The sequence below is a fragment of the Xanthomonas cissicola genome (assembly GCF_008801575.1).
In the GTDB taxonomy this organism is placed as follows: domain Bacteria; phylum Pseudomonadota; class Gammaproteobacteria; order Xanthomonadales; family Xanthomonadaceae; genus Xanthomonas; species Xanthomonas cissicola.
This window is the reverse complement of sequence record NZ_VZPL01000023.1, coordinates 44,120-70,819: the sequence shown is the minus strand read 5'-3', so window position 1 is coordinate 70,819 and position 26,700 is coordinate 44,120. Positions and strand designations below refer to the sequence as shown.

The window sequence follows — 26,700 nt, the reverse complement described above, 5'->3', positions numbered from 1 at the left end:
ACTGTTCCGTCGCTTGAAAGGCTACCGCCGGATTTTCTCGCGCTTCGAGAAGCTGGATGTCATGTTCCTTGGATTCCTCAGCTTCGTCCTAGTCGTTGATGGGCTTCGGATGTGTTAACAGGCCCTAGCTGATCCCTGGAATAACGCCCGTACCCTCACCCCAACCCCTCTCCCGCAGGGAGAGGGGCTTGAGCGCACGGCTACGCGGGTGCGCTGCAGCTCCTTGCGGAATTCGTTCCTTGCAGTGCCTGTTTCTGGCGTTCGGATTTCTTGTCTTTGCTGATTTCGCCTGACCAAGCTACCTGCCCAGCCAGTCCGGCCCAGCTTCGCTGCGTTGCTCAGCTATCCGCCGTACCAGCATTGCCCTGGGATGAACGAGTTTCCACGCCCACCGAGGTGCGCACATCGAACAATTCCGGGAAAAACGTCAGTGCCAGCGCCTGCTGCAGGAAGCCGACGCCGCTGGAGCCGCCGGTGCCGCGCTTGAAGCCGATCACCCGCATCACCGTGCGCATGTGGCGGAAGCGCCACAGCTGGAACTGGGTTTCCACATCCACCAGGTCCTCGCACAGCGCGTACTCGCGCCAGTAGCGGTCGGTGTTTTCGTAGATGAGCTCGAAGACCGGCCGCAGGCTGTCGTCGGCCACGTGTGCGGCGGTCCAGTCGCGGGCCTGGTACTGCTGCGGAATTGCGTGCCCGAAGCGCGCCAGATAGCGCAGGAACTCCTCGTACAGGCTGGGCGCTTCCAGCGCCTCGCGCAGCCGCGCCTGGCCCTGCGGGTCGTACGCGAACACCTGCAGCATCTGCGGATTCTTGTTGCCGAGCAGGAACTCGATATAGCGGTATTGCAGCGACTGGAAGCCCGACGAAGGCCCCAGCACATCGCGAAACCCCATGTATTCGCTGGGGGTGAGCGTTTCCAGCACCGACCACTGCTCGGTCAGTTGCCGCAGTACCTGCTTGCTGCGCGCCAGTACCTTGCGGCATTGCCAGACCTCATCGCGCTGCAGATGCACGATGGCCGCGCGCAACTCGTGCGCCAGCAGCTTCAGCCACAACTCGGAGGTCTGGTGCTGGATGATGAACAGCATTTCATCGTGATGCGCCGGCTCGGACAGCGGCTGCTGCGCAGACAGCAGTTGGTCCAGCCGCAGATAGCCACCGTAGGTCAGCCGCCCCTCCAGGTCGGTGTGGATGCCGGGTTCCAGGTCACGCAGGTTCTTGTCGACGGGCATGGCATCGCGCTGAAGATCGGGCCACGCAGGGTAGCGCAGCGGCCGGGATTCGGGATTCGGGATTCGGGATTCGGGATTGGCAGATGGCAGATGGCAGATGGCAGATGGCAGATGGCAGATGGCGAAGCGTATTCGGCCACGCCATCGCCGGCCCTGCCTGGCTGCTTGCAGCACCGGCGGGATTGCCTGAGGGGATCGGGGCCAGCGAGATACCTGCGCAGGTGCCTCGTAGAAAATCCGCATGCACCAGTGGCCCACCCAGGTCCCAGCGTCGGGCCCGCTTCTTTCACCTCTGAACCACTCAGCAGGCGCGCGGTGCGGTCTCAGCCACTGCGCCGCTGTCACCATATCGTCAACCTAGGTCTGCAAATTCATGCAGAATCGAACGGCGCTGCCGGCCAGGGACGTGGCCGGACCAGGGGAGCGTTTCACGTCTCAAGGATCAGGGGACTCTCATCTCATGCATGTGTTGCAGCGTCGTGCAGCCGTATTTTTGTGTGCGCTGGCCGTGGCCGGCCACGCCAATGCCCAGGTCGTCATCAGCCAGGTCTACGGCGGTGGCGGCAATAGCGGCGCCACCCTCCGCAGCGATTTCATCGAGCTGCACAACATCGGCAGTACCCCGGTCAGCCTGGATGGCTGGTCGGTGCAGTACGCCTCCGCGGCCGGCAGCAGCTGGCAGGTCACCCCGTTGGCGGGCACTGTCCCGGCAGGCGGCTATTACCTGATCAAGCAGGCCGATGGCAGCGGCGGCAGCGTGGCGCTGCCCACACCCGATGCCACCGGCACGCTGGCCATGAGCGGCACCGCCGGCAAGGTGGCGCTGAGCAATAGCGCCTCCGCGCTGAGCGGCACCTGCCCCACCGGCAATGCCGACCTGGTCGGCTACGGCAGCACGGCCAGCTGCGCCGAAGGCAATGCGCCCACGCCGGCCCCCAGCAATACCCTGGCCGTGCTACGCGGCAACGACGGTTGCACCGATACCGACAACAACGCGGCCGATTTCGCCACCGGCGCGCCGGCCCCACGCAATGCCGCCAGCCCCGCGCGCCTGTGCAGTGGCGGCGGCCAGCCGGTCGCCACGCTGGCCGATGTCGGCCAGGCCGAAGGCAACAGCGGCACCCGCAGCTTCGTGTTCACGCTGAGCCTGAGCCAGCCGGCCGGTGCGGGCGGGGTGAGCTTCACCGCCGCCACTGTCGATGGCACCGCCACCGCCGGCAGCGACTACATCGCCCTGCCCGCCACCACCCTGCGCATCGCCGCTGGCGAACGCAACGCCACCATCTCCGTCGATGTCCTGGGCGACACCACGCCCGAGCCGGATGAAAGCTTCCGCGTGCAGATCAGCGGGGTCACCGGCGCGCTGCCGGCCACGCTGAGCGCTACCGGCACCATCCTCAACGACGACTTCAGTCTGCTGCCGATCCACGCCATCCAGGGCAAGGACGCACGTTCGCCGCTGGAGGGCCAGGTAGTGGCCACCTCGGGCATCGTGACGGCACGCCGCAGCGCCGGGTTCTTCCTGCAGGCGCCCGATAGCGAAGCCGACGCCGACCCGTCCACCTCCGAAGGCGTGTACGTCTACACCGGCAGCGCACCGCCGGAAGCGGCCGCCATCGGCAACCGGGTGCGCGTGCAGGGCACGGTCATCGAATACGTGCCCACCGCCGACCCGACCCAGCCACCGCTGACCGAGATCGGCGGCAGCGTCACCGTGCTGGCCGATTCCACCGGCAACCCGTTGCCGATGCCGGTGGCGTTGAGCGCGAACTTCCCCAACCCCAACGGTGCCTACGACCAACTCGAAGCGCTGGAAGGCATGCGCGTGGCCGCCGCCAGCCTCACCGTCAATACCCCCACCGGCGGCAGCGTCAACGAAACCAACGCCACGGCGACCAGCAATGGCGTGTTCCATGCCGTGGTCACCGGCGTGCCGCGCGCCTACCGCGAGCCGGGCGTGCAGTTGCCCGACCCGCTGCCGGCCGGCTCGCCTGCCGGCGTGCCGCGCTGGAATACCAATCCGGAAGTGATCGCGGTGGGCAGCGCCGGCGTCGGCGCCGAGCGGCTGGACCTGGCCTCCGGCTGCCAGGTGCTCGATGTGGTCGGCCCGCTGGATTACAGCTTCCGCCGCTACACGCTGTACCCGGAACGTACCCCGCAGGTGAGCTGCAACGGTGCCGACCAACCACGCCCCGCACCGATGCCGCAGGCCGACGATGTGGCCGTGGCGACCTACAACATGGAGCGCTTCTTCGACGACCAGAACGACCCGGCCATCGGCGAACCGGTGCTCACGCCGGCCGCCTTCCAGGCCCGCCTCAACAAGGCCTCGCTGGCGATCCGCAACTACCTGCACACACCCGATATTTTGGGCACGGTGGAGGTGGAAAACCTCAGGGTGCTGCAGACCCTGGCCGCACGCGTCAACGCCGATGCGGTGGCCGCCGGCCAGCAGGATCCCAAGTACGTGGCGTACCTGCAGGAAGGCAATGACGTCGGCGGCATCGACGTCGGCTTCCTGGTCAAGACCGCAGACATCGCTGGCGGCGTGCCGCGGGTGGAAGTGCTCTCGATCGCCCAGGAAGGCAAGACCGCCACCTGGACCGAGCCGGGCGGCGGCGTGAGCCTGCTCAACGACCGCCCGCCGCTGGTGCTCACCGCCAACGTGCATCAGGCCGACGGCCGCACGCTGCCACTGACCGCCATCGTGGTGCACCAGCGTTCGCTCAACGGCGCCGAGACCGACGATGCCGCCGGCACCCGCATCCGCGCCAAGCGTCAGGCCCAGGCCGAGTATCTGGCGCGCCTGCTGCAAACCCGTCAGCAACTGAATCCCGACGAAAAAGTGCTGGTGATGGGCGACTTCAACGCCTTCGAATTCAACGACGGCTACGTGGATGCGATGGGCACGGTCACCGGCAAACCGGCGCCGGATGCGCAGACCGTGGTGGGCGGCGATGGCGCCGATCTGGTCAACCCGGATTACACCGACCTGACCTGGTTCAACACGCCCGACCAGAGCTACTCGTACGCCTTCGACGGCAACGTGCAGTCGCTGGATCACATCCTGGCCAACGAGGCGCTGATGCGCGCGCCGCAGATCGCGTCGTTGTCGGTGGGCCATGCACGCATCAATGCCGACTTCCCCGGCACCGCGCGCAACGATGCCAATACACCGACGCGGTTGTCCGACCACGATCCCACCGTGGTGCTGTTGCGCATGCGCAAGCAGGTCAACGCGGACCTGGGAGTGGCGGTGACTGCCGCACGTGCGCAGGTCACCGAAGGCGAGCGCATCGACTACACCGTGGATGTCGAAAACCGTGGCCCCGACAGCGCGGCGTTCGCTGCGGTTGCCTTGGCGTTCGATGCCGCCGTGAGCCCACGCGTCACCGCAGCACCTGGCTGGGTCTGCCAACCGCCGCAGACCGGCACCCAGACGGTAGTCACCTGCACCATTGCATCGCTGGCAGCCGTTAACGCTCAGAACTTCTCAGCGCAGGTGGAGGCTGGTGCGGCGTTGGCCGGACGGACGTTGACCCTGGCTGCATCGGTGGCTTCGCAGACTCCCGATCCGCAGTCGGGCAACGACACCGATGCGGCCAGCGTGACCGTACAGGCGCAACCCCGCAGCGACCTGGCGGTACGTTTCGACGGCCCGAGCGCCCTGCCGAGCACCGCCTTCAACGCCACCTACCGCGTGCTGTTGGGCAATGTCGGCGCAGCACCGGCGCAAGGCCCCAGCCTGGTAATCGAAGGCAACACGGTGTCGGCGTTGTCGCAGTTGGTACCGCCGCAGGGATGGCGTTGCGACAAGCAGACGCAGTCGCTGCGTCGTGCCCGCTTTGTCTGCAGCACCGCCGCAGTGGTACTGCCCGGTGCGCAGGCAACGTTCCAGCTGACCGTGGCGGCCAGGCCCATCCCGGCCGAAGGCGCGGTGCGGGTACAGGCCACGGCGACGTCCAGTTCGCCCGATGCCAATCCGGCCGACAACACTGCGCTGATCGTGACGCCGATCGGCGGAGGTGACGGGCGCCGCTAATCGCAGTGCAACACGTCGCAGTTCTCTACTGCGACAAAGGGCGCGGCTCGGTCCGCGCCCTTTTTTTTGTGCAAGCCAGCATGATCGTCTGCTGCGGTGCAGGACAGCGTTTTGCTTCGCCGTCCTTAACATGGCAACTCATATCATTTGAAACTTCTTGATGAAGGTGTCGTCGCAATGAGCGTAGCCGCGCAGTTCCAGATCGACTATCTGCAATACATGGACGCGGACGGCCAATGGGTCCGCGACGACCTTCCGGCCGACGCCGCCAACCCGCAACACCTGCTCGCCCTGTTCAAGCGCATGTTGTTCGTGCGCACCTTCGACACCAAATCGGTGGCCTTGCAGCGCACCGGCAAGCTGGGCACCTACGCGGCCTGCATCGGCCACGAGGCCACGCATGTGGGGATCGGCGCTTCGATGCGCAGCGGCGATGTGTTCGCGCCCAGCTATCGCGAGTACGGCACCATGTTCGAACGCGGCGTGCGCCCGCGCGATGTGCTGCTGTACTGGGGCGGCGACGAGCGCGGCAGCGACTATCCGCGCGATGCCGATGCGGCGATCGACTTCCCGATCTGCGTACCGATTTCCACTCAGTGCCTGCACGCCGCCGGCTCGGCGCTGTCGTTCAAGCTGCAGGGCAAGCAGCACGTTGCGGTGGCCTGCTGCGGCGACGGTGGCAGCTCCAAGACCGACTTCTATGCCGCGCTCAATTCGGCCGGCGCCTACAAGCTGCCGCTGATCCTGTGCGTGATCAACAACGGCTGGGCGATCTCGGTGCCGCGCTCGGCGCAGACCGGCGCGCAGACGCTTGCCCAGAAGGGCCTGGCTGGCGGCCTGCATTGCCTGCAGGTGGACGGCAACGACCTGGTTGCCGTGCTCGAAGCGATGCGTCAGGCACGCGTGCGCGCACTGGCCGGCGAGGGCGGCACGGTGATCGAGTTTTTGACCTATCGCCTGTCCGACCACACCACCGCCGACGATGCGCGGCGCTACCGCGGCGAAGAAGAGGTCAAGCAGGGCTGGGCGCGCGAACCGCTGCTGCGCCTGCGCCGCTATCTCACCGCGCAAGGCCTGTGGGACGAAGCGCAGGAAGACGCCTGGAAGGCCGACTGCAGCGCGCGTGTGGACGAAGAGGTCAACGCCTATCTCAACACGCCGGTGCAGCCGGTCGAAGCGATGTTCGATTATCTCTACGGCGACCCGCCGGCCGAGTTGCTGGCTCAGCGCGCCGAAGTGATGGCGCTGGAGTCGCGCCATGGATGAGCTCAAGCATGTGCCCGCGGACGCCTCGCAGCACGCCAGTGCCCCTTACAACGCTGCGGCAACGCGCGGAGAGATCGCCATGAGTTCGCCCATCACCCTGATCGAAGCCATCACCCAGGCCTTGGCCTGGGAGCTGGAACACGACCCTGCGGTACTGGTGCTGGGCGAAGATGTCGGCGTCAACGGCGGGGTGTTTCGTGCCACCGCCGGCCTGCAGCAACGCTTCGGCAGCGACCGCGTGCTGGATACGCCACTGGACGAGACCACCATCGCCGGGCTGAGCGTCGGGCTGGCCGCGCAAGGCATGAAGCCGGTCGCCGAAGCGCAGTTCGACGGCTTCGTGTATCCGATGGTCGACCATCTGATCTGCCACGCCGCCCGCCTGCGCAACCGCACCCGCGGCCGCCTGCATTGCCCGATGGTGCTGCGCGTGCCGTGGGGTGGCGGCATCCGTGCGCCGGAACATCACAGCGAAGCCAACGAAGCCATCTTCACCAACGTGCCGGGCCTGCGCGTGGTGCTGCCGTCCTCGCCGCAACGCGCCTACGGCCTGTTGCTGGCGGCGATCCGCGACCCGGATCCGGTCATCTACATGGAGCCCAAGCGCATCTATCGCCAGTACAAGGAAGTGGTGGCCAACGATGGCGAAGCGCTGCCGCTGGATGTGTGCTTCGTACTGCGCGACGGCACCGATGTCACCCTGGTGACCTGGGGCGCGCAGGTGAAAGAAGCGCTGGAAGCGGCCGACAAACTCGCTGGCGAAGGCATCAGCGCCGAAGTCATCGACGTGGCCACGTTGCGCCCGCTGGACTTCGACACCATCGCCGAATCGGTCGCAAAGACCGGCCGCTGCGTGATCGTGCAGGAAGCTCCGCGCACCGCCGGTTTCGGCGCGGAAATCGCCGCGCGCCTGGCCGAGCAGTCGATGTACGACCTGGTGGCGCCGGTCGAACGCGTCACCGGTTACGACACGCATATCCCGCTGTTCCGGCTGGAAATGAAGTTCCTGCCGAGCGTGGAGCGCATCGTCAGCGCGGCACGTCGCGCGGTGGCTGCCGGCTGATATGCGCGCCCGTCTGCTTTGCGACCATCGCGCCGCCTACGCCAACCCGGTCCGCTTCCAGGCAGGCCAGCAGGTCGGCTTAGGGGTGCGCGACGAAGAATGGCCGGCGTTCGCCTGGGTCACGACCGATAGCGGCCGCGCCGGTTGGGCACCGCTGGCGTGGTTGCGCCCGTTGGGGGACGGCCGCGCCGAAGCCCTGCGCGACTACGACGCACGCGAACTCGATGCCCAGACAGGCGAGGACGTGTTGCTACATCACGAACACGGTGGCTGGTGGTGGTCCGAGCGTGCCGACGGCACGCAGGGCTGGCTGCCGGCCGCCGACCTTGAACTCCTCGACGACACCACGCCGCAGCTGCCTGCCGCGCAAGAGAATCTGCCATGAGCGACAACAAGAATTTCCACCTGCCCGACCTGGGCGAAGGCCTGCCCGACGCCACCATCGTCGAATGGTTCGTCAAGGAGGGCGACACCGTGCGCCTGGACGACCCGCTGGTGTCGATGGAAACCGCCAAGGCGGTGGTCGAAGTGCCCTCGCCGTTTTCCGGCACCGTGGTCAAGCTCGCCGGCGCTGCCGGGGATGTGATCGTGACCGGCTCGGTGCTGGCGCAGTTCGCGCTGGATGCCTCGCAGCCGCAGCGTGCCGACGGGCAGGACACCGGTCATTCGCATGGCCCGGCGCCGACCCACTCCCCCACGCCCAGCACCGGCGACAGTGCGGCCGGCCCCACTGCGCGCGTGGTCGCCTCCGACAACGGCGGCGAGATTGCCGATGCCGATGCTGGTGATGAGGACAGCGGCGATCGCGACGATGCCGGCACCGTGGTCGGTGCGATGCAGAGCTCCAACGCAGTGCAGAGCGAGCAGGCCATCGCCGTCGGCGGCGTGCGCGCCATGCCGGTGGTACGCGCGCTGGCGCGCAAGTTGCGCGTGGAGCTGGCACAGGTGCGCGCCACCGGGCCGGACGGCACGGTCACGCTGGCAGACGTAAAGCAGGCAGCGGCCGCCGGCACCGCGCAGCCCTCACCCGGCGTGCAGGGCGCGCCGAGCTCTCCCGCCAGCGGGAAAGGCGGTCCGATCGGTGACGGTGGGAGAGCCGCAGGGATCGCTGCCGACGGCAGGGATCGACCCGCAACTGCGGCCCCTCTTCCGTCTGCGGGAGAAGGTGCCCGCAGGGCGGATGTGGGCGGCGCCGCTGCCCGCTCGCCGCTCTCGGCCAGCGGCAAGCCGATGCGCACCCAGTCGCCCGGCATCAGCGCCAAAGGCCAACCCGAACAGCTCAAGGGCGTGCGTCGCAACATGGCACGCGTGATGGCCGATGCACACACCAAGGTGGTGCCGACCACGCTCAACGACGATGCCGACCTGCACGCCTGGCAGCCCGGCAACGATGTCACCGTGCGTCTGGTGCGTGGCATCGTGCGCGCCTGCCAGGCGGTGCCCGCACTCAATGCCTGGTTCGACGGCGACGCCCTCAGCCGCACCCTGCACCACCAGGTCGACATCGGCATTGCCGTGGATACCGAGGAAGGCTTGTTCGTGCCGGCGTTGCGCAACGCCGACATGCTGGACGCGCATGGCATCCGCGAAGGCGTCAACCGGCTGCGCCAGCAGGTGGAAAGCCGCAGCATCGCCGCCTCCGAACTGAGCGGCTACACCATCTCATTGTCCAACTTCGGCATGTTCGCCGGCCGCTACGCCACCCCGGTGGTGGTGCCGCCCTGCGTGGCGATCGTGGCCGCCGGCCGCGCGCGCTACCAGCTCACCCCGGTGATGGGCGGGGCGGAAACCCACAAGGTGATGCCGTTGTCGCTGACCTTCGATCACCGCGCCGCCACCGGTGGTGAAGCAGCGCGCTTCCTGCGCGCCTTGCTGGACGATCTGGCGTTGGCCAACTAGGCGCGGCTCACGAACGACTGCGCTCACCGCCAGGTGGGCGCAGCCGGCCTTGTGTTTCCATCGCCACACGAACACGTTGGCGGGTGCGGTGCCCTCGCCGATGATATGGCCGTGGGGCGGCATGGATGCCGTCAACGAGCCCCGATGGACGGATTCACGGCATGTCCCGCGAGCGGTGAGCGCAGCGCCCCTTCGACCAGCCCAGCGTAGGTGCGCAAGGGCCTGTCGAGATGGTCGGTACTTGGTTACGGGCAGTACACGACGCCCTGGCGTCCAATGACGCACTGATTCGCTCTTTTCGATTTACCGGCCCATCGATCATTGTCGCCGCGCTTCCCGACATGGCGGCGGGTGCCACCGTGCCGCCGCGGATGATCAACGCAATGCTGGGCAGCAAGCTCGCGTGACGTACCACAGACCATTGCAGCACGAATGCCTGGATAATCGGTGCATGTCATTTTCCGATCTCTCGCTGTCGCCGCAGCTGCAGCCGTTCTTCGATACCGCGCTGGCCAAGGCCAGTCTGCGCACACCCGCGCCCATCCAGCAGCAGGCGATCCCGCCGATGCTGGCTGGGCGCGATCTGATTGCGATGGCGCAAACCGGCTCGGGCAAGACCCTGGCCTATGCCCTGCCGCTGCTGCAGCAGCGCTGCCTGGCACCCGACACCGCCCCGCGCGTGCTCGGCGCGCTGGTGCTGGTGCCCACGCGCGAACTCGCCGCGCAGGTGGAGGACGCGCTGCGCCAGCTGGCCGCGCATCTGCCGCGTCGCCTGACGAGCGTGGTCGCCACCGGCGGTAGTTCGATCAATCCGCAGCTATTGGCGCTACGCGGTGGCGCCGACCTCGTGGTGGCCACGCCCGGCCGGTTGCTGGATCTGGTCGAGCACAACGCGCTGCGCCTGAACGGGGTGACCACGCTGGTGCTGGACGAAGCCGACCGCCTGCTCGAGCTCGGCTTCGGTGCCGAACTCGATCGCATCCTGGCCTTGCTGCCGGCGCAGCGGCAAAGCGTGCTGGTCTCGGCCACCCTCCCGCCCGCCATCGCGTCGCTGGCCAAGCGTCGCCTGCGCGACCCGTTGCGCATCACCATCGACGCCACGCCCGAACAGGCACCGGCGATCGCGCAATGCGCCATCGCAGTGGATGCCGGCCAGCGCACGCAGCTGCTGCGTCATCTGCTGCAGGAACACGCCTGGCCGCAGCTGCTGGTGTTCGTCGCCAGCCGCCACAGCGCAGACAAGGTGGCCGAAAAACTGAGCAAGACCGGCATCGCCGCCTTGCCGCTGCACGGCGAATTGAGCCAGGGCCGCCGCGAACGCACGCTGCGCGCCTTCAAACAAGCGGACGTGCAGGTGCTGGTCGCCACCGACCTGGCCGGGCGCGGCATCGATATCGACGCCTTGCCGGCGGTGCTCAACTACGATCTGCCCCGCTCCACTGTCGACTACACCCACCGCATCGGCCGCACCGCACGCGCCGGTGCCAGCGGTGTGGCGATCAGCTTCGTCACGGCAGACAGCGCCCAGCAGTGGCGGCTGATCGAAAAACGCCAGGGTCTGCGCGTGCCGACCAGCGTGATCGAAGGTTTCGAGCCGACCCCGGTCGAGGCGCCCGCCTCCGATAATGCGCCCGGCGCAGCGATGCGTGCACCGAATGACAACGGCGGCATCAAGGGCAAGCGGCCGAGCAAGAAAGACAAACTGCGCGCCGCGGCGCAGGCGCAGACTGGCAAGCCGGGCTGAGAGTGGCGAACGCACCGTAGCGAGCAGTCGTAGCACCGGCGCGTGATGACTGTGCACGCACCTCGGCTGCAGCGCGAGCTTGACCAACAACGGCAGGCCTTGGCAGCCGAACGCGCACAGCATGCGCAAGCCGCAACCCCGCAGCAAAACGCTCTGGCGCAACGGCAGCCGGTTAGCCACGGGCCGCTCGGACCGCTGCGTCCCAGCGGTAAGTGCCCGCTATCAAACACCAGCAGGTTTGGCCGGCGGCAGAGTCATCGTCCGTCCACCGCTCAGCGACGCTCGCCATCGTCAAGGCACCGCAGCCCTCGTGCAACCCGTGCCAGTTGCCATCGGCAAGGCACGACGCCTCGCTCGTCCAATGCGATGCGGTCAACACTGCGCCAGGCACTTCTCGTCCCGCAGCGGTGCGCCGCCAACGGGACGACGGCGAGAGCCTCAGTCCTGCTCGAAATCCAGTTCGCCATCACCGTAGACGTGATCGCTCTCTGCGCGCGGCACGCGCTTGCCCGGCTTGCGCAGGATTTCGACGAAGAACTGGTCGCCACCTTCGCTGGTGAGCGCATTGATCGAGCGGATCAGCTCGGCCGGCGGCAGCGCCACCGCACTGGCCTCATCCACACCGAAGCGCATGTCGAAGTCCCAGTAGTCCGCGCCGGCCGGCAGCTCCTTGCGGCGCTCGCGGCGGATGTACTTGCGGATATCGTGCTTGCTGGATTCCACCAGACGATCGCGGTTCTTGCCTTCGAGGTTGAGCTGGTAAGTCTTGCGCATGGCGACATCGGTGGTGGGAACTGGCCGCCTATTGTGAGGCCAAGGCGGCATCCTCGGTGAATCCAGCATCACGTGGCGCTGCAGAACAGCCAAATGGCGGCATGCGCGCCTGCACTGACGCAATCACGCTGTACAGCCCAATCCCTGCGATCCCGGCCGCATCGGTGCCCTGCCCCATCCCGCCGCATCTCACCGTAGCCCGAGCTGCTTGCGCAGGCTGCCGTCCACCGCGCTGGCGGGCAGGAACCGGCGCAGCTTGCTCAGCAGCGATGCCTGCCCGGCGGGTGTGCGGCGCATGCGCCACCTGCCCAGCGCTGCCTCCACCACCGTGGCAGCCACGCCATGCGGTTCCGGCGCGGTGTCGATGCTGTGGGTGACTGTCCGCGCCACCACGCCGCGCTCGCGGTCGTAATCGGCAATGGTGGCCTGCGCCGCCGGCGAATTGCTGCCCAGGCTGGTTTTCGTATACGCAGGCTCCACCAGCGTCACGCGAATGCCGAATTGACGCAGCTCATGATCCAGCGTTTCCGACAAACCTTCCACCGCATGTTTGGAGGCCGCATACACGCCCATGTACGGCGCCGGCAGGAACCCCAGCACCGAGCTGACATTGACGATGCGGCCCTGGCCGCGTGCACGCATGTGCGGCAGCACGGCCTGCACGGTGCGCAGGATGCCAAGTACGTTGATGTCGAATAATGCGGCCGCTTCGTCGACGCTGGTTTCTTCGATGGCACCGACAAGATTGGCGCCTGCGTTGTTAACCAGCACATCGATGCGGCCGGCGCGGGCGATGATGCCATCGACCGCACGCTGCACCGATGCGGCATCGCGGATATCCATTTCCACCAGCTCCACAGCCGTCAACGGTGTCGCACCGGCCAGGTGACGCACGCTGCCGTAAACGATGCAGCCGGTTCGGGCGAAATGCTCTGCGGCGGCACGGCCAATGCCGGACGACACGCCGGTGATCAGCACAACGGTCTGCTGTTGCATTGCGATTCCTTCAATCGAAGAGAGAGATGTCGGTGACATGCGCGTACCGAAAGCGGTAAAGACGGAACAAGCCAGAGTCCCCGGCGACGACAGCCTGGCCGCCGTCGCCGAGTTGCCTTAGGCGTGCTGTGCAACTGCCGGCGCGCTGCGGCCCTTGTCGGGATCGGGCCGGATCTTGAACCAGATCGAATACATCGCCGGCAGGAACACCAGGGTCAACACAGTGCCGGCCAACGTGCCGCCGATCAGCGTGTAGGCCAAGGTGCCCCAGAACACCGAATGGGTGAGTGGAATGAATGCCAGGATCGCCGCCAGTGCCGTCAAGATCACCGGACGCGCACGCTGCACGGTGGCTTCCACCAACGCATGGAACGGATCCAGCCCCTCGGCTTGGTTGTGATGGATCTGCCCGATCAGGATCAGCGTGTTGCGCATCAGGATGCCCGACAGCGCAATCAAGCCCACCAGCGCGTTGATGCCGAACGGCTGCTGGAACAGGAGCAAGGTCGGCACCACGCCGATCAGGCCGAGCGGGCTGGTGAGAAACACCATCACCATCGCCGCGATCGAACGCACCTGCAGGATGATGATGAGCAACGTGGCCGCCAGCATGATCGGGAACAGCGGCAGCATCGCAGTGGTGGCCTTGCCGGATTCCTCGATGGCACCTGCTTGCGTAATTTGATAACCGCTGGGCAGTGTGGCGATAAGCGGCTGCAGCTGTTTGCTGATCGCAGCCGATACGTCCGGCGGCTGCAGTTGGTCGTCGACATCGCCGCCCACCGTGATGGTCGGCACGCGGTCGCGGCGCCGCATGATCGGCTCTTCCATGCGGATATCCACCTTGCCCACCTGCGCCAATGGCACGCGTTGGCCATTACCGCCAGCCAGCGTGAATCGGCGATGCGTGCCGGATCCAGCCGGGTAGTGCCGGCCGATCGCGCCACCACCTGCACGCTGCGGATGTCCTCGCGCACCTGCGTGATCGGCACGCCACTGAGCAGGAATTGCAGCTGCTGGGCGACCGCGGTGGAACTCAGCCCCACCGCCTGCAGGCGGTCCTGGTCCAGGCTGAAATACAGCGTTGGCGTGCGCACGCCCCAATCGGTGTCGACGGTGCGCAGCATCGGACTGCCGCGCATGACCTGTTCCACCTTGCCGGCGATGCCACGCACGACCTGCGGATCGGGGCCGCTGACGCGGTAGGCCACCGGAAAGCGCTAGTACGGACCGAAGGTGAGTTGGGTCACGCGTACACGCGCTTCGGAAGCCAGGCCTTCGGCGACGGCCTGACGCAGCCGCAACTTCAAGATGTCGCGTTGGTGCTGGTCGTCGGTACGCACCACGATCTTGGCGAACGACGGGTCCGGCAATTCCGGCCCCATCGCCAGGAAGAAGCGCGGCGCACCCTGCCCGATGTAGGCGGTGACGATCCTGGCTTCGTCCTGCTTGGCCAGCCACGCTTCCACCTTGGCCGTGGCCGCGCTGGTCTGGTTGATCGAGGTGCCGTACGGCAGTTGCACTTCGACCAGCACTTCGGGGCGGTCGGAGATCGGGAAGAACTGCTTCTTGACGATGCCCATGCCACCCATTGCGAGCGTGAACAAGCCGACGACCGCGCCTGCCACCAGCCACTTGCGTGCGATGACGTGCCCCAGCACGTTGCGGAAGCGGTTGTAGCGCGGGGTGTCGTACATCGCGGCATGGCCGCCTGCGATCTTCTTCATCTCCGGCAGCATCTTCACGCCCAGGTACGGCGTGAACACGACCGCCACCACCCAGGACATGATCAACGCAATGCCCACGATCCAGAACATGTTGCTGGTGTATTCGCCGGCAGTGGAAGCGGCGAACCCGTTCGGCATGAAGCCCACCGCAGTGACCAGGGTGCCGGACAACATCGGTGCGGCGGTGTGGCTCCACGCATACGCCGAGGCGGCAACGCGGCTATAGCCTTCTTCCATCTTCACCACCATCATCTCGATGGCGATGATGGCGTCGTCCACCAACAGGCCCAGCGCCAGGATCAGCGAGCCCAGCGTGATGCGGTCGAAATTCTTGCCTGTCGCCAGCATCACCACGAACACCGCGGCCAGCGTCAGCGGCACCGCGGCCGCCACTACGATGCCCACGCGCCAGCCCATGCTGACGAAGCACACCAGCATCACCACCAGCAACGCGACGAAGAACTTGGTCATGAACTCGCCGACCGACGCATCGATGTTAACCGCCTGGTCGGTGACCTTGCTCAGACGCATGCCCAGCGGCAGTTCGGCATTGATCGCCCCCACTTCGGCGTCGAGCGATTTGCCCAGGTCCAGGCCATTCCAGCCATCGCGCATGATGATGCCCAGCAACAACGCCGGTTCGCCGCCGCTGCGGATCAGGAAGGTGGACGGATCTTCGTAGCCGCGTTTGACCGTGGCGATATCGGACAATTTCAGCGTGCGGCCCTGTACCACCAGCGGGGTGTCGCGGATCTTCTGCAGGCTGTCGAGCGCGCCATCCAGGCGTATGAAGATCTGCGGGCCGCGCGTTTCCACCGAGCCGGCCGCATTCACCGTATTTTGCGCGTTGAGCGCGGCGAACACGTCCTGCGCACTGACGCCCAACGTGGCCAGACGCGCATGCGAAAACTCCACGAAGATGCGCTCGGGCTGTTCGCCGATGATGTTGACCTTCTTGACGCCTGGCACATGCAACATGCGCTGCCGCAGCATTTCTGCATCGCGCGCAAGCAAGCGTTGCGGCTCGCCCTTGGCTTTCAGTGCGAACAACGCAAAGGTCACGTCGGCATATTCGTCGTTGACCATCGGCCCGATCACGCCTGCCGGCAGGTTGGCCACTTCATCGCCCACCTTCTTGCGCGCCTGATAGAACTGCTCCTGCACCTGGCTGGGGGGCGTGCTGTCCAGCAAGGTCAAGGTGGTGAACGCAAGACCGGGGCGCGTGTAGGTTTCGCTGCGGTCGTACCAGCGCAATTCCTGCAGGCGCTTTTCGAGTTTCTCGGCGACCTGGTCCTGCATTTCCTGCGGCGTGGCGCCCGGCCAGGCAGTGACGATCGTCATCACCTTGACGGTGAAGGCCGGGTCTTCGGCACGGCCAAGTTTGAGAAACGCAACCAGGCCGGCCAGCGAGATCAGCACGATCAGAAACAGCGTCACGGCGCGCTCGCGTACGGCGAGCGCAGAGAGATTGAAGCGGCCCTCGCTCACGGCTGCGCTCCTGCCGCCTTGGCAGTGCCGCCAGCACTGGCGGCGCTGCTAACGGCCGCGTTTTCGCCGGCAATGCGCACCTGCTCGCCTTCGCGCAACAGATGCGCCCCCAATGCCACGATGCGCTCGCCACGGGCCAGCTTGCCGGCCACGTTGGCGTGCTCATCGTCCAGGCCCAGCACCGCCACCGGCCGCCAGCTCACCTTGGCCGGGTTACCGGCAATCACCCACACGCCCGGCCCCTTGCCCGCATCGAACAAGGCAGCCAACGGCACCTGCAGGCCGGGCCGGGCGTTGATGGCGGTGTCATCGGCAATGCGCAGGCTCACTGTGGTGCCGAGCGGTGCTTGCGCCAGCGCGCCATCAAGCACGTAGCGGGCCTCGAAGGTGCGGGTGAGCCGGTCGGCACTCTCGGGCAACTGACGCAAGGTGGCCGGCACGCTGACCGCGGCATTGCCGAACAAGCTGGCCTGCGCCACCGAGCCGACCCGCGGGCGCAGCGTTTCCGGCAGCTGGATGATCGCCTCGCGGCGGCCGGCGTACGCCAGCCGCACCACCGGCTGCCCGGCCGCCACCACCTGGCCCGGCTCGACCAACGTTTCCATCACCACGCCATCGGCATCGGCCAGCAGGTCGGTGTAGCGATTGGCGTTGCGTGCGACATCGGCCTGGGCCTGGGCCTGGGCGGCGCTCAGCTGCGCCCTGGCAGCGTCGGCGGCGGCCTTGAGCTGATCGTAGGCAGACGCCGAAATGGCGCCGGTGCCGCGCAGGTCGCGGTAACGGGCCTCATCGTCGGCGGTCTGCTGGGCGCGGGCACGCGCGGCGGCCACCGCATCCTGCTGCGCGCGCGCGGCCAGTTGCAGGTCGATCGGGTCGATGCGCAGCAGCCGCTGGCCGCGCCTGACGCGCTGGCCGGCGTCGACCACCCGCTCGGACACCTTGCCGGCCACCCGGAACCCCAGGTCGCTCTGCACACGCGCCGCCACCGTGCCGGAGAAGGTGCGCACCACAGCATTGGCATCGCCAACCGTGGCAACCCGCACCAGCGGTGCAGCGGTCCGTGGATCGGTGTGCGCCTTGCCACCGCAGGCACTCAGCCCCAGCGGCAGGACACACAAGAGGGTAGAGGCGACAAGGCGGCGGCGACGCATGGCAATCCCGGAGCGATCTGATGAAGGCTCGCATCCTGGGACTTGTGACTAAGTCAGTCAATAGTCACAAAGGTTTTTACGGCGATAGGCTCCGCAATACCAGGCCGGACAACAGCAGCGGCACGTCGCCGGCATGCTCCAGGCTGTGCTGCAGCAGCACCGGATTGATGTATGGGCGCATCACCAGATAGATGGCCTGGGTCAGTTCGTCCAGCGGCGTCTTGCGCTCGAAGTCACCGTTCTGGCGCCCTTGCACCAGGATGTCCTGCAGCAGTGCCTGGATGTGGCCCTCGTACGCAATGACCGGCGGCCAGCGCTCGGTCGCGGCCGAGGTGGCGATCTCGTACAACTTGCGCTCGCGCGAGTACAGCCGCAGGCTCGCCTCGATAATCGCCCTGAAAAGGCTACGCAATTTCTCTGGCGGCGATGACGCAGCAGACACCGCGGCCAGCACCTCGGCCTCGATCCCCCCCAGACAGTGCGAGCAGATCATTTCGCCGATGGCCTGCTTGGATTCGAAGAACTTGTAGATGTAGGCCTTTGAAAAACCGATCTCCTTCGCCAGGTCGGACACGGCTGTCTTTTCGTAGCCATAGCGGCTGAAATGCTCGGTGGCGGCCACCACGATCTGGTCGCGGACATCGTGGTCGGCCGGGCCGCGGCCCGACACGGGATAGTTGGATGCTTTGCTCATCGCGACAGCTTAGCGCCGTCGCTACCGACTTACAAAAGTGACTACTTCGTATTATAGTCACTGAACTTTCTCGGTCCGGCCCCGCCATGTCGTCACTCCGCACCCTCGCAGCGCTCGTTGTCGCCAGCCTCGTCACAGGTTGCGCGGTTGGTCCCGACTACGCCCGGCCGGAGGCGCCACTGCCGAACCGCTACATCGGCCAGGCGGATGTCGCACAGCGACAGGCCGCAGTGCCAGCCGAGCTGTCGACCTGGTGGGACGGCTTCAACGATCCCGACCTAAGCCGCTACGTCAACGCGGCGCTGGCACAAAACCTGGACTTGGCCCAAGCCGGCGCGCGCGTGGCCCAGGCGCGCGCCGGGCTGAGTGCCGCCACCGCCGCGCTGCTACCGGCGGGCAATGTGAGCGGCAGCGCCACGCGTGCCTACCAATCGCTGGAAACACCGTTGGGCCAGGTGCTCAACAGCACGCCCAACTTCGACCGCCATGCCAGTGTCTACGAAGCCAACCTGGGCGCCAGCTGGGAGCTCGATCTGTTCGGGGGGCCTGCGCCGCAGCCGCCAGGCGGCCTTGGCCGACTACCAGGCCACCGAAGCAGGTGTCGCCGCCACCCGCCTGGCAGTCGCCGCGCAGACCGCCGATATCTACATCAGCGTCCGCGGCTTGCAGGCGCGGCTGGATGTGGCGCAGCGCCAGGTGGCCACCCAGCAGGGCCTGCTCTCGATGGTGACGCTCCTGCACGGCAAGGGCCTGGCCGCCGAGCTGCAACTGCAGCAGGCCCAGGGCGCGCTCGCGCAGGCGCAAGCCGGCGTGCCAGGTCTGGAAGCAGGCCTGGTTGCGGCAATGAACGCGCTGGACGTCATGCTTGGCGTGCCGCCGGGCACCCACCGCGCCGAGCTGTCGGCGATCAAACCCATTCCGCCGGCCCCGCAGATCGCCGACAGCGGCCCCCCGGCGACCTGCTACGGCGCCGGCCCGACCTGATCGTGGCCGAGCGCCGGCTGGCCGCCTCCAACGCGCGCATCGGCGTGGCGATGGCCGAGTACTACCCCAAATTTTCGCTCAGCGGCCTGCTTGGCAGCGCCACGGCCATCTCCGGTGCGAACCTGTTTACCGGCGACGCCGCGCAATCGTCCGGCGTGCTCGGCCTGCGCTGGCGGCTGTTCGACTTCGGCCGCATCAATGCACAGATCGCACAGGCCAAGGGCCAGCAAGCCGAACAACTGGCGGCTTATCGCCTGGCGGTATTGCGCGCCACCGAAGACGTCGAAAATGCGTTCACCGCACTGATCAAACGCGAGCAGCAGGCAGTGGTGCTGACGCAAGGCGTGGACGCACTCGGCAAGGCGCGCGGCGCTTCTGCGCTGGCCTACGACAAAGGCACGGTGAGCCTGATCGAAGTGCTCAACGCCGACGACAGCCTGCTAAGCGCCTCCGACGCGCTGGTGCAGGCGCGTACCGACGCGGCGCACAGCGCGGTGGCGACCTTAAAGGCGCTGGGCGGCGGTTGGCAGGCCGGCGGGGCGGGTGCGGGTGCAATCGCTGTCGCAGTGGACAGCAATCGTCGACACGACGACACGACGGCAACCGAGTGAATGACGCGGCACGCTGCCGTTGATGGGTAACTGCGCACGTGGCACCCCACTGCTGCCGATGCCGCCGCGCGCATGCAACCGCAAGAGCTGACCAACCGCGCGAGCAGATGTCTTGTCAGCCATGCTCAATCGGCGTGGAAGCGCACGCCTGCATTGATCTTGCATTGATACGCCAACACCGGCCCGCGTTGCTGCAGGCCCGGCAAGTCGTACATGTAGGTGGTGAAGCGCAGCGTGTCATCCGGGCGCAATTGGTAGCGCATGAACTGCTGGATCGGCTTGCCGTCATTGGCCACGGTGAAATGCGCATCGGAAAAGGCCACAGTACCGTCTGCGGTGATGCGATAGGCATCGATGTGGCGGCCGCCGCGGGTCTGGGTGGCCGGCGTGCCCTCTTCGGGCGTGCAACGTGCAAGGTCGGTGCTCACACTGACATCGTATCCGGCGTCCAGGGCAGCGAGAACCTCGGCGCGGTTATTCAGCGATTCGGTGGCCAGGGCAGGCAGCGCACACGCGCAAAGCGTGGCGAACAGCGCGGCAGGAACAAGACGTGGCATAGCAAACTCCAGGCAGAGAGGGATGCGGCGGCCCGGGCTTGCATGCGCCCAGGACCACCAACATGACCCAGTTCGTCCTGCATGGGCGCGCGGCACTACGCATCGCGCGGCATGAGTGCGCTTGCGGGTGGACGCCGTGCACAGATCCACATGTCGGCCACCACTGCGCATGCGCGGGCGGTGCGATACGCAGTCGAGATCGTCAAAGACCTCCCCCAATCTCTACACCTACAGGCGCGCATTGACCTCGCGCCGCACTTGCTCGGGCGTGTGCTGTAACGCTGGCGTCGCGCCCAGCAACAAGCGGTCGGCCAGCGCACGCGTGGCCACGCGCAGCTCGGGCACGGCGGTGATTTCCCAGTACCTCCCCCGCAAGAGCGGTCCGACGCAATACAGTCCCGGCACGATTTGACCGGCGTTGTCGCGAACGCGCAACTGCGCATCGGTGTCAACGCCCAGGCCCAACGGATCGGCGCGCAACAGACCCGCTTCGCGCATGCCGGCGATCAAGGGATCGCTGGTGCGATCGATGTCGGTATCCAGCCCGGTGGCGCGAATCACTGCATCGTAATGACCAGTCTGCGCATCGGCAGAGCCGCGTGGGCGAATCACCGCTTCCACGCCATCGGGCACCCAGCGCGCACGCAGCAGGCGCGCAGAGACGATCTGCAACTGGCCCGATGCCTGCAACTGCGCCAGCTGTTCGGCGGCACCGGGCGCAACGCGATGCCGCGCCACTTCCCAATACGGGCGCAGGTGCCGAAGGAAGCGCGCACGCTGGCTCAACTCCAGACGCTGCCACAGCGACTGCAGATGCGGGCGCAGCGCATCCACCACGCGACGCCAGTCATCGACCACCGCGCTGAGTTGACGCACCCCGCGCAGCAGACCGCGCAGGTCGGCGTCCTTGAGCGCACGCTGCAGATGCGGCGGCAATTCGAGCGGCGCGCCGGGCTGGCGCAGATGCGCCTGCGGGGCCAGTCCGCGCCGCGAAATCGCCAGCAAACGGCCGCGATGACCGCGCATGTGCAAGGTCAGCGCCACGTCCACCATGGTCAGCCCGGTGCCGACGATCAATACATCGTCGTCCGGCGACAAACGCGCCAACGCCTCGCCCTGCCACGGCCAGCCGATATACCGCGGATGCACGCTCAAGCGTGGGCCGATACCCGCCAGCGCCTGCGGTTGCAGGGCGCCGACTGCGAGCACCACGCGATCGCTCTGGAAGGCATCGCCATTGGCCAGAAACACGCGGAAACCCTTGCGCACGCGCTCCACCGCCACTGCTTCCTGCGACAGCCGCATGATCGAGGCCTGCGCGCCGCTCACCGCCGCATCCAGCTCGCTACGCAGATAGTCGCCATAAGCCAGCCGCGGCAGGAACTCCAACCGGCCGCTCTCGCCCAGATGCAGGGTGTCGGCGAAGGCACCGGGCGCCTGCGCGTCGATGCCCAGATCCTTGGCACGCACGTTGAGCAGATGCTCCGGCCGCGCTGCGCCATAGGCGATCCCGCTACCAAAGGTCTCGGCCACGCCGACCAGCGTGATGCGTACCTGCGCATCGGCCGTCTGCGCCAGTGCACGGACCAGCGCGGTGCCGCAGAAGCCGGCGCCGATAACGGTGATATGGGTTTCCATGTGCAAATTCCGCTTGATGACTCGCACGTTGTGCCCGCAGCGCGCCGCCGGTGTGTAAACGTTTGGTTAGCGCCAAGCAATCAAAAACGCATGAGCTGATCGCCGGCAGTGATGAGGCAGGCGGGGCAGGCAACGCCGATCGTACGTGGCAGCGATATGACAGCGGTCGCCACCGTACGCGGTGTTACTGCGTGCGTTTGCGCATGCCTGTTTTCTGCGGCGCTGCGCAATGCGGCGATGCGAACCGCTGCAGCCAATGTGCCCGTACAGCGCAAGCGTGCAGCGTGATCGTCGTCCGTGCCGCGCTGGCGATACGCGTGGCGATCCCGAAGCGCGCGGCTATCGGATAATGCGGCTTTCCAAACCGAGCAGCCGCCATGTCGAACACCGCACTCCGTCCGCAACGCGTATTGATTGCTGGCGGCAGCCGTGGCATCGGCCTGGCGATCGCCGAGGCGTTCGTGCGTCATGGCGCGCAGGTTTCGATCTGCGCGCGCAATGCCGCCGGTCTTGCACAGGCTGCAGACGCACTGGCAGCGCAGGGCGCCCCGGTGCATACACTGCCTTGCGACCTGGCAGACGCCACGCAGATCGATGCCTACGTGCACGCCGCAGCACAAGCGCTGGATGGGCTGGACGTGGTCATCAACAACGCTTCCGGCTTCGGCCATGGCAACGACGATGCAAGCTGGCAGGCCGGCCTGGAGATCGACCTGATGGCCGCAGTGCGCTGCAACCGCGCCGCGCTGCCGTATCTGCGTCGCAGCGATGCCGCGGTGATCCTCAACATCAGCTCGATCAACGCACAACGCCCCACCCCGCGCGCGATCGCCTATTCCACCGCCAAGGCCGCGCTCAACTACTACACCACCACCCTGGCTGCGGAGTTGGCGCGCGAGCGCATCCGCGTCAATGCAATCGCGCCTGGATCGATCGAGTTTCCCGAGGGGCTCTGGGACACGCGTAGCCGCGAGCAGCCGGAGCTATACGCACGCATCCGCGACAGCATCCCGTTCGGTGGCTTCGGACAGGTGCAGCATGTTGCCGACGCGGCGTTGTTTCTGGCATCGCCACAGGCAAGTTGGATCACCGGGCAAGTGTTGGCCGTGGATGGCGGGCAGTCGCTGGGGGTGTAAGCACGATCTGCTGGCGGAGATACCGATCGGCTGTACGCGGATTCGTAGGAGCGTGCCTGCGCGCGACCAAGCGTCATCGGTAACCCCTCGTCGCGTGCAGGCACGCTCCTACGTACAGCAGGCAATCAGTTCATCCATGCGCAACGTCCTCGCGACGAACGCAAATGCTGATGGATGGTGGCCAGTCGTTGGGAAAGCGAGCGCGTATTAGGGCTGGCGCGACGATGCCCCTCGGCGGCACGCGGATCCCTAGGAGCGTGCCTGCGCGCGACCAAGCGTCATCGGTAATCCCTCGTCGCGCGCAGGCACGCTCCTACATACTGCAGGCAATCAGTTCATCCATGCGCAACGTCCTCGCGACGAACGCAGATGCTGATGGATGGTGGCCAGTCGTTGGGAAAGCGAGCGCGTATTAGGACTGGCGCGACGATGCCCCTCGGCGGCACGCGGATCCCTAGGAGCGTGCCTGCGCGCGACCAAGCTCCGTCGGCAACCCGTCGTCGCGCACAGGCACGCCCCACGACACGGCGGCTTGTCGCCTGTATCCGACGTCCTTGCAACAAAAAGCGAGACAGGGTTAGCCAGCCAACTCCGCCGCCTCGACGCTGTGCTCACCCCGCGCCGGTGCCAGCGCAGCAGACACCATCGCCGCCGCGATCCGTTCGGCCGGATTGATGCGAAAACGCCGCGGCAGGAGCGGGCCGAGTGCGCCAAGGACGATACTGCCGATGTGCTCGCCGGTGCGAGGTTCTTCGCGTTCGCCGCCAATCAGCCCGGGCCGTACGAAGGTGAGCGAGGGGAAGCCGATCTGGCCCAGATCGCGTTCCAGCTCGCCCTTGACGCGGTTGTAGAAGATGCGCGACTGCGCGTTGGCGCCGGCCGCGGAGTTCAGCACGAAGACCGAGGTGCCTTGCGCGCAGGCGGCGCGTGCGATGGCGAGCGGGTAATCGTGGTCGATACGATAGAACGCGTCGCGCGAGCCGGCCTGTTTCATCGTGCTGCCCAACGCACAGATGGCCGCTTCCATGCGCGGTGCCGTCCAGTGATCGAGCCGTTCGAAATCGATCACCTGGTTGCGCAACTTGGGGTGGATCTGCGCCAACGGCCGCCGCGTGATCGCGACCACGCCGGTGCAACGCGTATCGCCCAGCAATTGCTGCAGCACGTGCCTGCCGACCAGGCCGGTCGCCCCTGCCAACAGGACATCCATCAGGCCATCCTCGCCATCAGCGCGCTCCTTCGGAGACGATCCGCGCACTGCTGACGATGCGGTCGCGCTCCACGGCCAGCAGCGTCAGCGAATGCGCCGGGGCCTTCCATTCGCTGCCACCGGCCACCACGCGGCCGCCGTGGCGTGCGGTGTCCACCAGCACGCGCCAATGTTCGTCGTGCATGGCCGGCAGCGTAAACGACACGGCGGTGGAGGCGGCATTGATCAGCATCAACAGCGTCACGTTGGCGGCAATCTCGCGCAGGCCGGTGGTCGGCGAGCGGCCATCCAGACGCAGCATCAGCGCGCGCGCTTCCGGGTCGTGCCAGCCGGCTTCATCCATCTCGGTGCCATTGGGCGCCAGCCAGGTCAGATCCTTCAGGCCTAGCGCTTCGTCGAACTTGCCGTCGAAGAAACGCGCGCGATGCAGCAGCGGGTAGCGCTGCCGGATGCGGATCAATCGGCGCACGAATGCAGCCTGGTCGGCGGCTGCGGCCTTGGTGGCGGCGGTCCAGTCGATCCAGGTCAGCTCGTTGTCCTGGCAATACGCGTTGTTGTTGCCGTTCTGGCTATGGCCGAACTCATCGCCGGCCAGCAGCATCGGCGTGCCCTGCGACAACAGCAAGGTGGCGAGCAGGTTGCGCATCTGCTGGCGACGCAGCTGCTTGATCGCCGGGTCGTTGGTCTCGCCTTCCACGCCATAGTTGGAGGAGATGTTGTGGTCGCTGCCGTCCCTGCCGTCTTCGCCATTGGCGAGGTTGTGCTTGCCTTCGTAGCTGACCAGATCGCGCAGGGTGAAGCCGTCATGCGCGGTGACGAAATTGACCGATGCGGTTGGGCGGCGGCCGCTGTGATCGAACAGGTCCGCAGAACCGGTGAGGCGCGTGGCCAACTCGGCCAGCTGGCCGCCGTCGCCGCGCCAGAACGCGCGCACGTTGTCGCGGAACTTGTCGTTCCATTCCACCCAGCCGGGCGGGAAGTTGCCTACCTGATAACCGCCGGGTCCGATATCCCACGGCTCGGCGATCAACTTGGTCTGGCTGAGCACCGGATCCTGGCGCACCGCATCCAGGAAACTGCCGGACGGATCGAAGCCATAGCGTTCGCGGCCCAGGATGCTGGCCAGGTCGAAACGGAAGCCGTCCACGTGCATTTCCTGTACCCAGTAACGCAGCGAATCCATCACCATGCGCAGCGCGCCGACATTGGTGAGGTCGAAGGTGTTACCGGTACCGGTATCGTTGATGTAGAAGCGGCGATCGTCGGCCAGGCGGTAATAGCTGGCGTTGTCGATCCCCTTGAACGAGAGCGTGGGCCCGAGCTCGTTGCCTTCGGCAGTGTGGTTGTAGACCACGTCCAGCAGCACTTCCAGGCCGGCGTGATGCAGGCGCGCCACCATTTGCTTGAACTCGGCCACGGTGCGCGTGGACATGTAACGCGCCTGCGGGGCAAAAAAGCCCAGCGTGTTGTAGCCCCAGTAATTGCGCAGGCCTTTTTCCAGCAGATACTGATCGTCGACGAATGCATGTACCGGCAGCAATTCCACTGCGGTGACGCCGAGCGAACTGATATGGTCGATCAATTCGTCGGTTTTCAGCGCCGAAAAGGTGCCGCGCTCTTCCGGCGGCACCGCCGGGTGCAGCATGCTCAGGCCGCGTACGTGCGCTTCGTAGATCACCGTGCGGTTCCACGGCGTCTGCGGCGGGCGGTCCTGGCCCCAGGTGAAAGCCGGGTCGATCACCGCAGACTTGGGCATGAACGCGGCGCTGTCGCGGCGGTCAAAGCTCAGATCCTTGTCGCGATGACCGATGGTGTAGCCGAACAGGTGCGGCGCCCATTTGAGTTCGCCAACGATCTGCTTGGCATACGGGTCCAGCAACAATTTATTGTGATTGAAGCGGTGCCCGGCATCGGGCGCATATGGGCCGTGTACGCGGTAGCCGTACAACTGGCCAGGGCGTGCATCGGGCAGGTAGCCGTGCCAGACCTCGTCGGTGTATTCGGGGAGCGCAATGCGCTCCTGTTCGCGGCCACGTTCGTCGAACAGACACAGCTCCACCCGGGTGGCATTGCGCGAATACAGCGCGAAGTTGACGCCCAACCCATCCCAGGTGGCGCCGAGCGGGTTGGGACGGCCTTCGCGAATGCGCGAGCGCTGGGTGAACTTGCGAGTGGCCATCGGTGACTCCTTAGAACGGTGAACGCAAACGGTGCGCGATTTTGCACTGGCGGAGCGATCCGCAGCACATGGCCCGGCCCGCAACAGGCCGGCCCATGCACGCTGCCAGACACGCCGTTACTGGCGTGCAGCGATCGGTGTGGCCGCGTACTCGGCGGCCTGTTCGGCGGCGCGCTCTTCAGCCTCCACCAGCCGCTCGGCCATGGCCCAATGGCGGTCCGCGTGCCCGTCCGGGCGGCCCTCCGCCTCCCAAATCTGCCGTGCCAACTGGGCAAGCCGCGCCTGCCGTTCCATGTCATTCATTGC

Annotated in this window: 18 protein-coding genes and 3 pseudogenes; 10 read left to right on the top strand and 11 right to left on the bottom strand. The window is 66.6% G+C overall.

The window, feature by feature from the left end; all coding sequences use genetic code 11:
* Positions 1-118, top strand: a pseudogene (locus tag F7R02_RS11965) (IS5-like element ISCARN85 family transposase); the annotation flags it as partial.
* A gap of 220 nt (positions 119-338) precedes the next feature.
* Here the strand turns inward: F7R02_RS11965 and F7R02_RS11960 are convergent.
* A complete protein-coding gene (locus F7R02_RS11960) occupies positions 339-1,235 on the bottom strand; it encodes a tryptophan 2,3-dioxygenase (RefSeq protein ID WP_078590195.1) in 897 nt (298 codons plus the stop codon).
* Between the two features lie 460 nt (positions 1,236-1,695).
* Here F7R02_RS11960 and F7R02_RS11955 point away from each other — a divergent pair, with 460 nt between their 5' ends.
* The 7 genes from F7R02_RS11955 to F7R02_RS11930 all read left to right on the top strand — a co-directional run bounded on the left by F7R02_RS11955 (position 1,696) and on the right by F7R02_RS11930 (position 11,249).
* Positions 1,696-5,277, top strand: coding sequence for a lamin tail domain-containing protein (locus tag F7R02_RS11955; protein ID WP_078590196.1), 3,582 nt, complete (start codon positions 1,696-1,698; stop codon positions 5,275-5,277).
* 177 nt (positions 5,278-5,454) lie between these two features.
* Positions 5,455-6,543, top strand: a complete 1,089-nt coding sequence (gene pdhA, locus F7R02_RS11950; protein WP_003486391.1) for a pyruvate dehydrogenase (acetyl-transferring) E1 component subunit alpha — start codon at positions 5,455-5,457, stop codon at positions 6,541-6,543.
* The gene (locus tag F7R02_RS11945; protein ID WP_003486394.1) at positions 6,536-7,606 is read left to right on the top strand and encodes an alpha-ketoacid dehydrogenase subunit beta; all 1,071 of its coding nucleotides are present in this window, start codon (positions 6,536-6,538) and stop codon (positions 7,604-7,606) included. Before pdhA ends, F7R02_RS11945 begins: the two co-directional genes overlap by 8 nt.
* A 1-nt stretch (position 7,607) precedes the next feature.
* The gene (locus F7R02_RS11940) at positions 7,608-7,991 is read left to right on the top strand and encodes an SH3 domain-containing protein (protein WP_003486396.1); all 384 of its coding nucleotides are present in this window, start codon (positions 7,608-7,610) and stop codon (positions 7,989-7,991) included.
* Complete coding sequence (locus tag F7R02_RS11935) at positions 7,988-9,505, top strand: dihydrolipoamide acetyltransferase family protein (protein ID WP_078590197.1); 1,518 nt, start codon at positions 7,988-7,990, stop codon at positions 9,503-9,505. Before F7R02_RS11940 ends, F7R02_RS11935 begins: the two co-directional genes overlap by 4 nt.
* A gap of 230 nt (positions 9,506-9,735) precedes the next feature.
* Positions 9,736-9,912: a hypothetical protein gene (locus tag F7R02_RS26365; RefSeq protein ID WP_162829059.1), complete on the top strand. Its 177-nt coding sequence runs from the start codon at positions 9,736-9,738 to the stop codon at positions 9,910-9,912.
* A gap of 44 nt (positions 9,913-9,956) precedes the next feature.
* A complete protein-coding gene (locus tag F7R02_RS11930) occupies positions 9,957-11,249 on the top strand; it encodes a DEAD/DEAH box helicase (RefSeq protein WP_078590198.1) in 1,293 nt (430 codons plus the stop codon).
* Positions 11,250-11,687: 438 nt separating this feature from the next.
* On the opposite strand, the gene F7R02_RS11920 is transcribed toward F7R02_RS11930, so the two are convergent.
* From F7R02_RS11920 to F7R02_RS11900, 5 genes and pseudogenes are all read right to left on the bottom strand, one after another.
* Entirely contained in the window at positions 11,688-12,023 is a 336-nt protein-coding gene (locus F7R02_RS11920; protein ID WP_139371005.1) for a DUF6172 family protein, read from the bottom strand.
* A gap of 189 nt (positions 12,024-12,212) precedes the next feature.
* Complete coding sequence (locus F7R02_RS11915) at positions 12,213-13,019, bottom strand: oxidoreductase (protein WP_011050320.1); 807 nt, start codon at positions 13,017-13,019, stop codon at positions 12,213-12,215.
* Between the two features lie 117 nt (positions 13,020-13,136).
* A pseudogene (locus tag F7R02_RS11910) lies at positions 13,137-16,234 on the bottom strand (efflux RND transporter permease subunit).
* Entirely contained in the window at positions 16,231-17,385 is a 1,155-nt protein-coding gene (locus F7R02_RS11905; protein WP_078590199.1) for an efflux RND transporter periplasmic adaptor subunit, read from the bottom strand. The pseudogene F7R02_RS11910 and the gene F7R02_RS11905 overlap by 4 nt, the downstream one beginning before the upstream one ends.
* Positions 17,386-17,461: 76 nt before the next feature.
* Positions 17,462-18,079: a TetR/AcrR family transcriptional regulator gene (locus F7R02_RS11900; RefSeq protein WP_078590200.1), complete on the bottom strand. Its 618-nt coding sequence runs from the start codon at positions 18,077-18,079 to the stop codon at positions 17,462-17,464.
* A gap of 86 nt (positions 18,080-18,165) precedes the next feature.
* Here F7R02_RS11900 and F7R02_RS11895 point away from each other — a divergent pair.
* Positions 18,166-19,674 (top strand): annotated as a pseudogene (locus F7R02_RS11895) (efflux transporter outer membrane subunit).
* Positions 19,675-19,799: 125 nt separating this feature from the next.
* On the opposite strand, the gene F7R02_RS11890 reads toward F7R02_RS11895, so the two are convergent.
* Together F7R02_RS11890 and F7R02_RS11885 are read right to left on the bottom strand one after the other, a co-directional pair.
* Positions 19,800-20,231, bottom strand: a complete 432-nt coding sequence (locus tag F7R02_RS11890; RefSeq protein WP_003486419.1) for a VirK family protein — start codon at positions 20,229-20,231, stop codon at positions 19,800-19,802.
* A gap of 228 nt (positions 20,232-20,459) precedes the next feature.
* Positions 20,460-21,869: an FAD/NAD(P)-binding protein gene (locus F7R02_RS11885; RefSeq protein WP_139371006.1), complete on the bottom strand. Its 1,410-nt coding sequence runs from the start codon at positions 21,867-21,869 to the stop codon at positions 20,460-20,462.
* Between the two features lie 377 nt (positions 21,870-22,246).
* Here F7R02_RS11885 and F7R02_RS11880 point away from each other — a divergent pair, with 377 nt between their 5' ends.
* Positions 22,247-23,005 (top strand): SDR family NAD(P)-dependent oxidoreductase, encoded by a 759-nt coding sequence (locus F7R02_RS11880; RefSeq protein ID WP_078518402.1) that lies wholly within the window; start codon positions 22,247-22,249, stop codon positions 23,003-23,005.
* A gap of 577 nt (positions 23,006-23,582) precedes the next feature.
* Here the strand turns inward: F7R02_RS11880 and F7R02_RS11875 are convergent.
* From F7R02_RS11875 to F7R02_RS11865, 3 genes are all read right to left on the bottom strand, one after another.
* The gene (locus F7R02_RS11875; RefSeq protein ID WP_139369196.1) at positions 23,583-24,215 is read right to left on the bottom strand and encodes an NAD(P)H-binding protein; all 633 of its coding nucleotides are present in this window, start codon (positions 24,213-24,215) and stop codon (positions 23,583-23,585) included.
* A 16-nt stretch (positions 24,216-24,231) separates the two neighbouring features.
* Entirely contained in the window at positions 24,232-26,394 is a 2,163-nt protein-coding gene (gene glgX, locus F7R02_RS11870) for a glycogen debranching protein GlgX (RefSeq protein WP_003486432.1), read from the bottom strand.
* A gap of 117 nt (positions 26,395-26,511) precedes the next feature.
* Complete coding sequence (locus tag F7R02_RS11865; protein ID WP_003486435.1) at positions 26,512-26,697, bottom strand: DUF2934 domain-containing protein; 186 nt, start codon at positions 26,695-26,697, stop codon at positions 26,512-26,514.
* Positions 26,698-26,700: the final 3 nt, after the last annotated feature.

Bases quoted from the DNA above. Each gene is read 5' to 3' on its own strand.
- pdhA (WP_003486391.1), top strand. From the start codon at position 5,455: ATGAGCGTAGCCGCGCAGTTCCAGATCGACTATCTGCAATACATGGAC.
- F7R02_RS11880 (WP_078518402.1), top strand. From the start codon at position 22,247: ATGTCGAACACCGCACTCCGTCCGCAACGCGTATTGATTGCTGGCGGC.
- F7R02_RS11940 (WP_003486396.1), top strand. From the start codon at position 7,608: ATGCGCGCCCGTCTGCTTTGCGACCATCGCGCCGCCTACGCCAACCCG.
- F7R02_RS11955 (WP_078590196.1), top strand. From the start codon at position 1,696: ATGCATGTGTTGCAGCGTCGTGCAGCCGTATTTTTGTGTGCGCTGGCC.
- glgX (WP_003486432.1), bottom strand. From the start codon at position 26,394: ATGGCCACTCGCAAGTTCACCCAGCGCTCGCGCATTCGCGAAGGCCGT.
- F7R02_RS11875 (WP_139369196.1), bottom strand. From the start codon at position 24,215: ATGGATGTCCTGTTGGCAGGGGCGACCGGCCTGGTCGGCAGGCACGTG.
- F7R02_RS11885 (WP_139371006.1), bottom strand. From the start codon at position 21,869: ATGGAAACCCATATCACCGTTATCGGCGCCGGCTTCTGCGGCACCGCG.
- F7R02_RS11900 (WP_078590200.1), bottom strand. From the start codon at position 18,079: ATGAGCAAAGCATCCAACTATCCCGTGTCGGGCCGCGGCCCGGCCGAC.
- F7R02_RS11890 (WP_003486419.1), bottom strand. From the start codon at position 20,231: ATGCCACGTCTTGTTCCTGCCGCGCTGTTCGCCACGCTTTGCGCGTGT.
- F7R02_RS26365 (WP_162829059.1), top strand. From the start codon at position 9,736: ATGGTCGGTACTTGGTTACGGGCAGTACACGACGCCCTGGCGTCCAAT.
- F7R02_RS11935 (WP_078590197.1), top strand. From the start codon at position 7,988: ATGAGCGACAACAAGAATTTCCACCTGCCCGACCTGGGCGAAGGCCTG.
- F7R02_RS11960 (WP_078590195.1), bottom strand. From the start codon at position 1,235: ATGCCCGTCGACAAGAACCTGCGTGACCTGGAACCCGGCATCCACACC.
- F7R02_RS11920 (WP_139371005.1), bottom strand. From the start codon at position 12,023: ATGCGCAAGACTTACCAGCTCAACCTCGAAGGCAAGAACCGCGATCGT.
- F7R02_RS11945 (WP_003486394.1), top strand. From the start codon at position 6,536: ATGGATGAGCTCAAGCATGTGCCCGCGGACGCCTCGCAGCACGCCAGT.
- F7R02_RS11865 (WP_003486435.1), bottom strand. From the start codon at position 26,697: ATGAATGACATGGAACGGCAGGCGCGGCTTGCCCAGTTGGCACGGCAG.
- F7R02_RS11930 (WP_078590198.1), top strand. From the start codon at position 9,957: ATGTCATTTTCCGATCTCTCGCTGTCGCCGCAGCTGCAGCCGTTCTTC.
- F7R02_RS11905 (WP_078590199.1), bottom strand. From the start codon at position 17,385: ATGCGTCGCCGCCGCCTTGTCGCCTCTACCCTCTTGTGTGTCCTGCCG.
- F7R02_RS11915 (WP_011050320.1), bottom strand. From the start codon at position 13,019: ATGCAACAGCAGACCGTTGTGCTGATCACCGGCGTGTCGTCCGGCATT.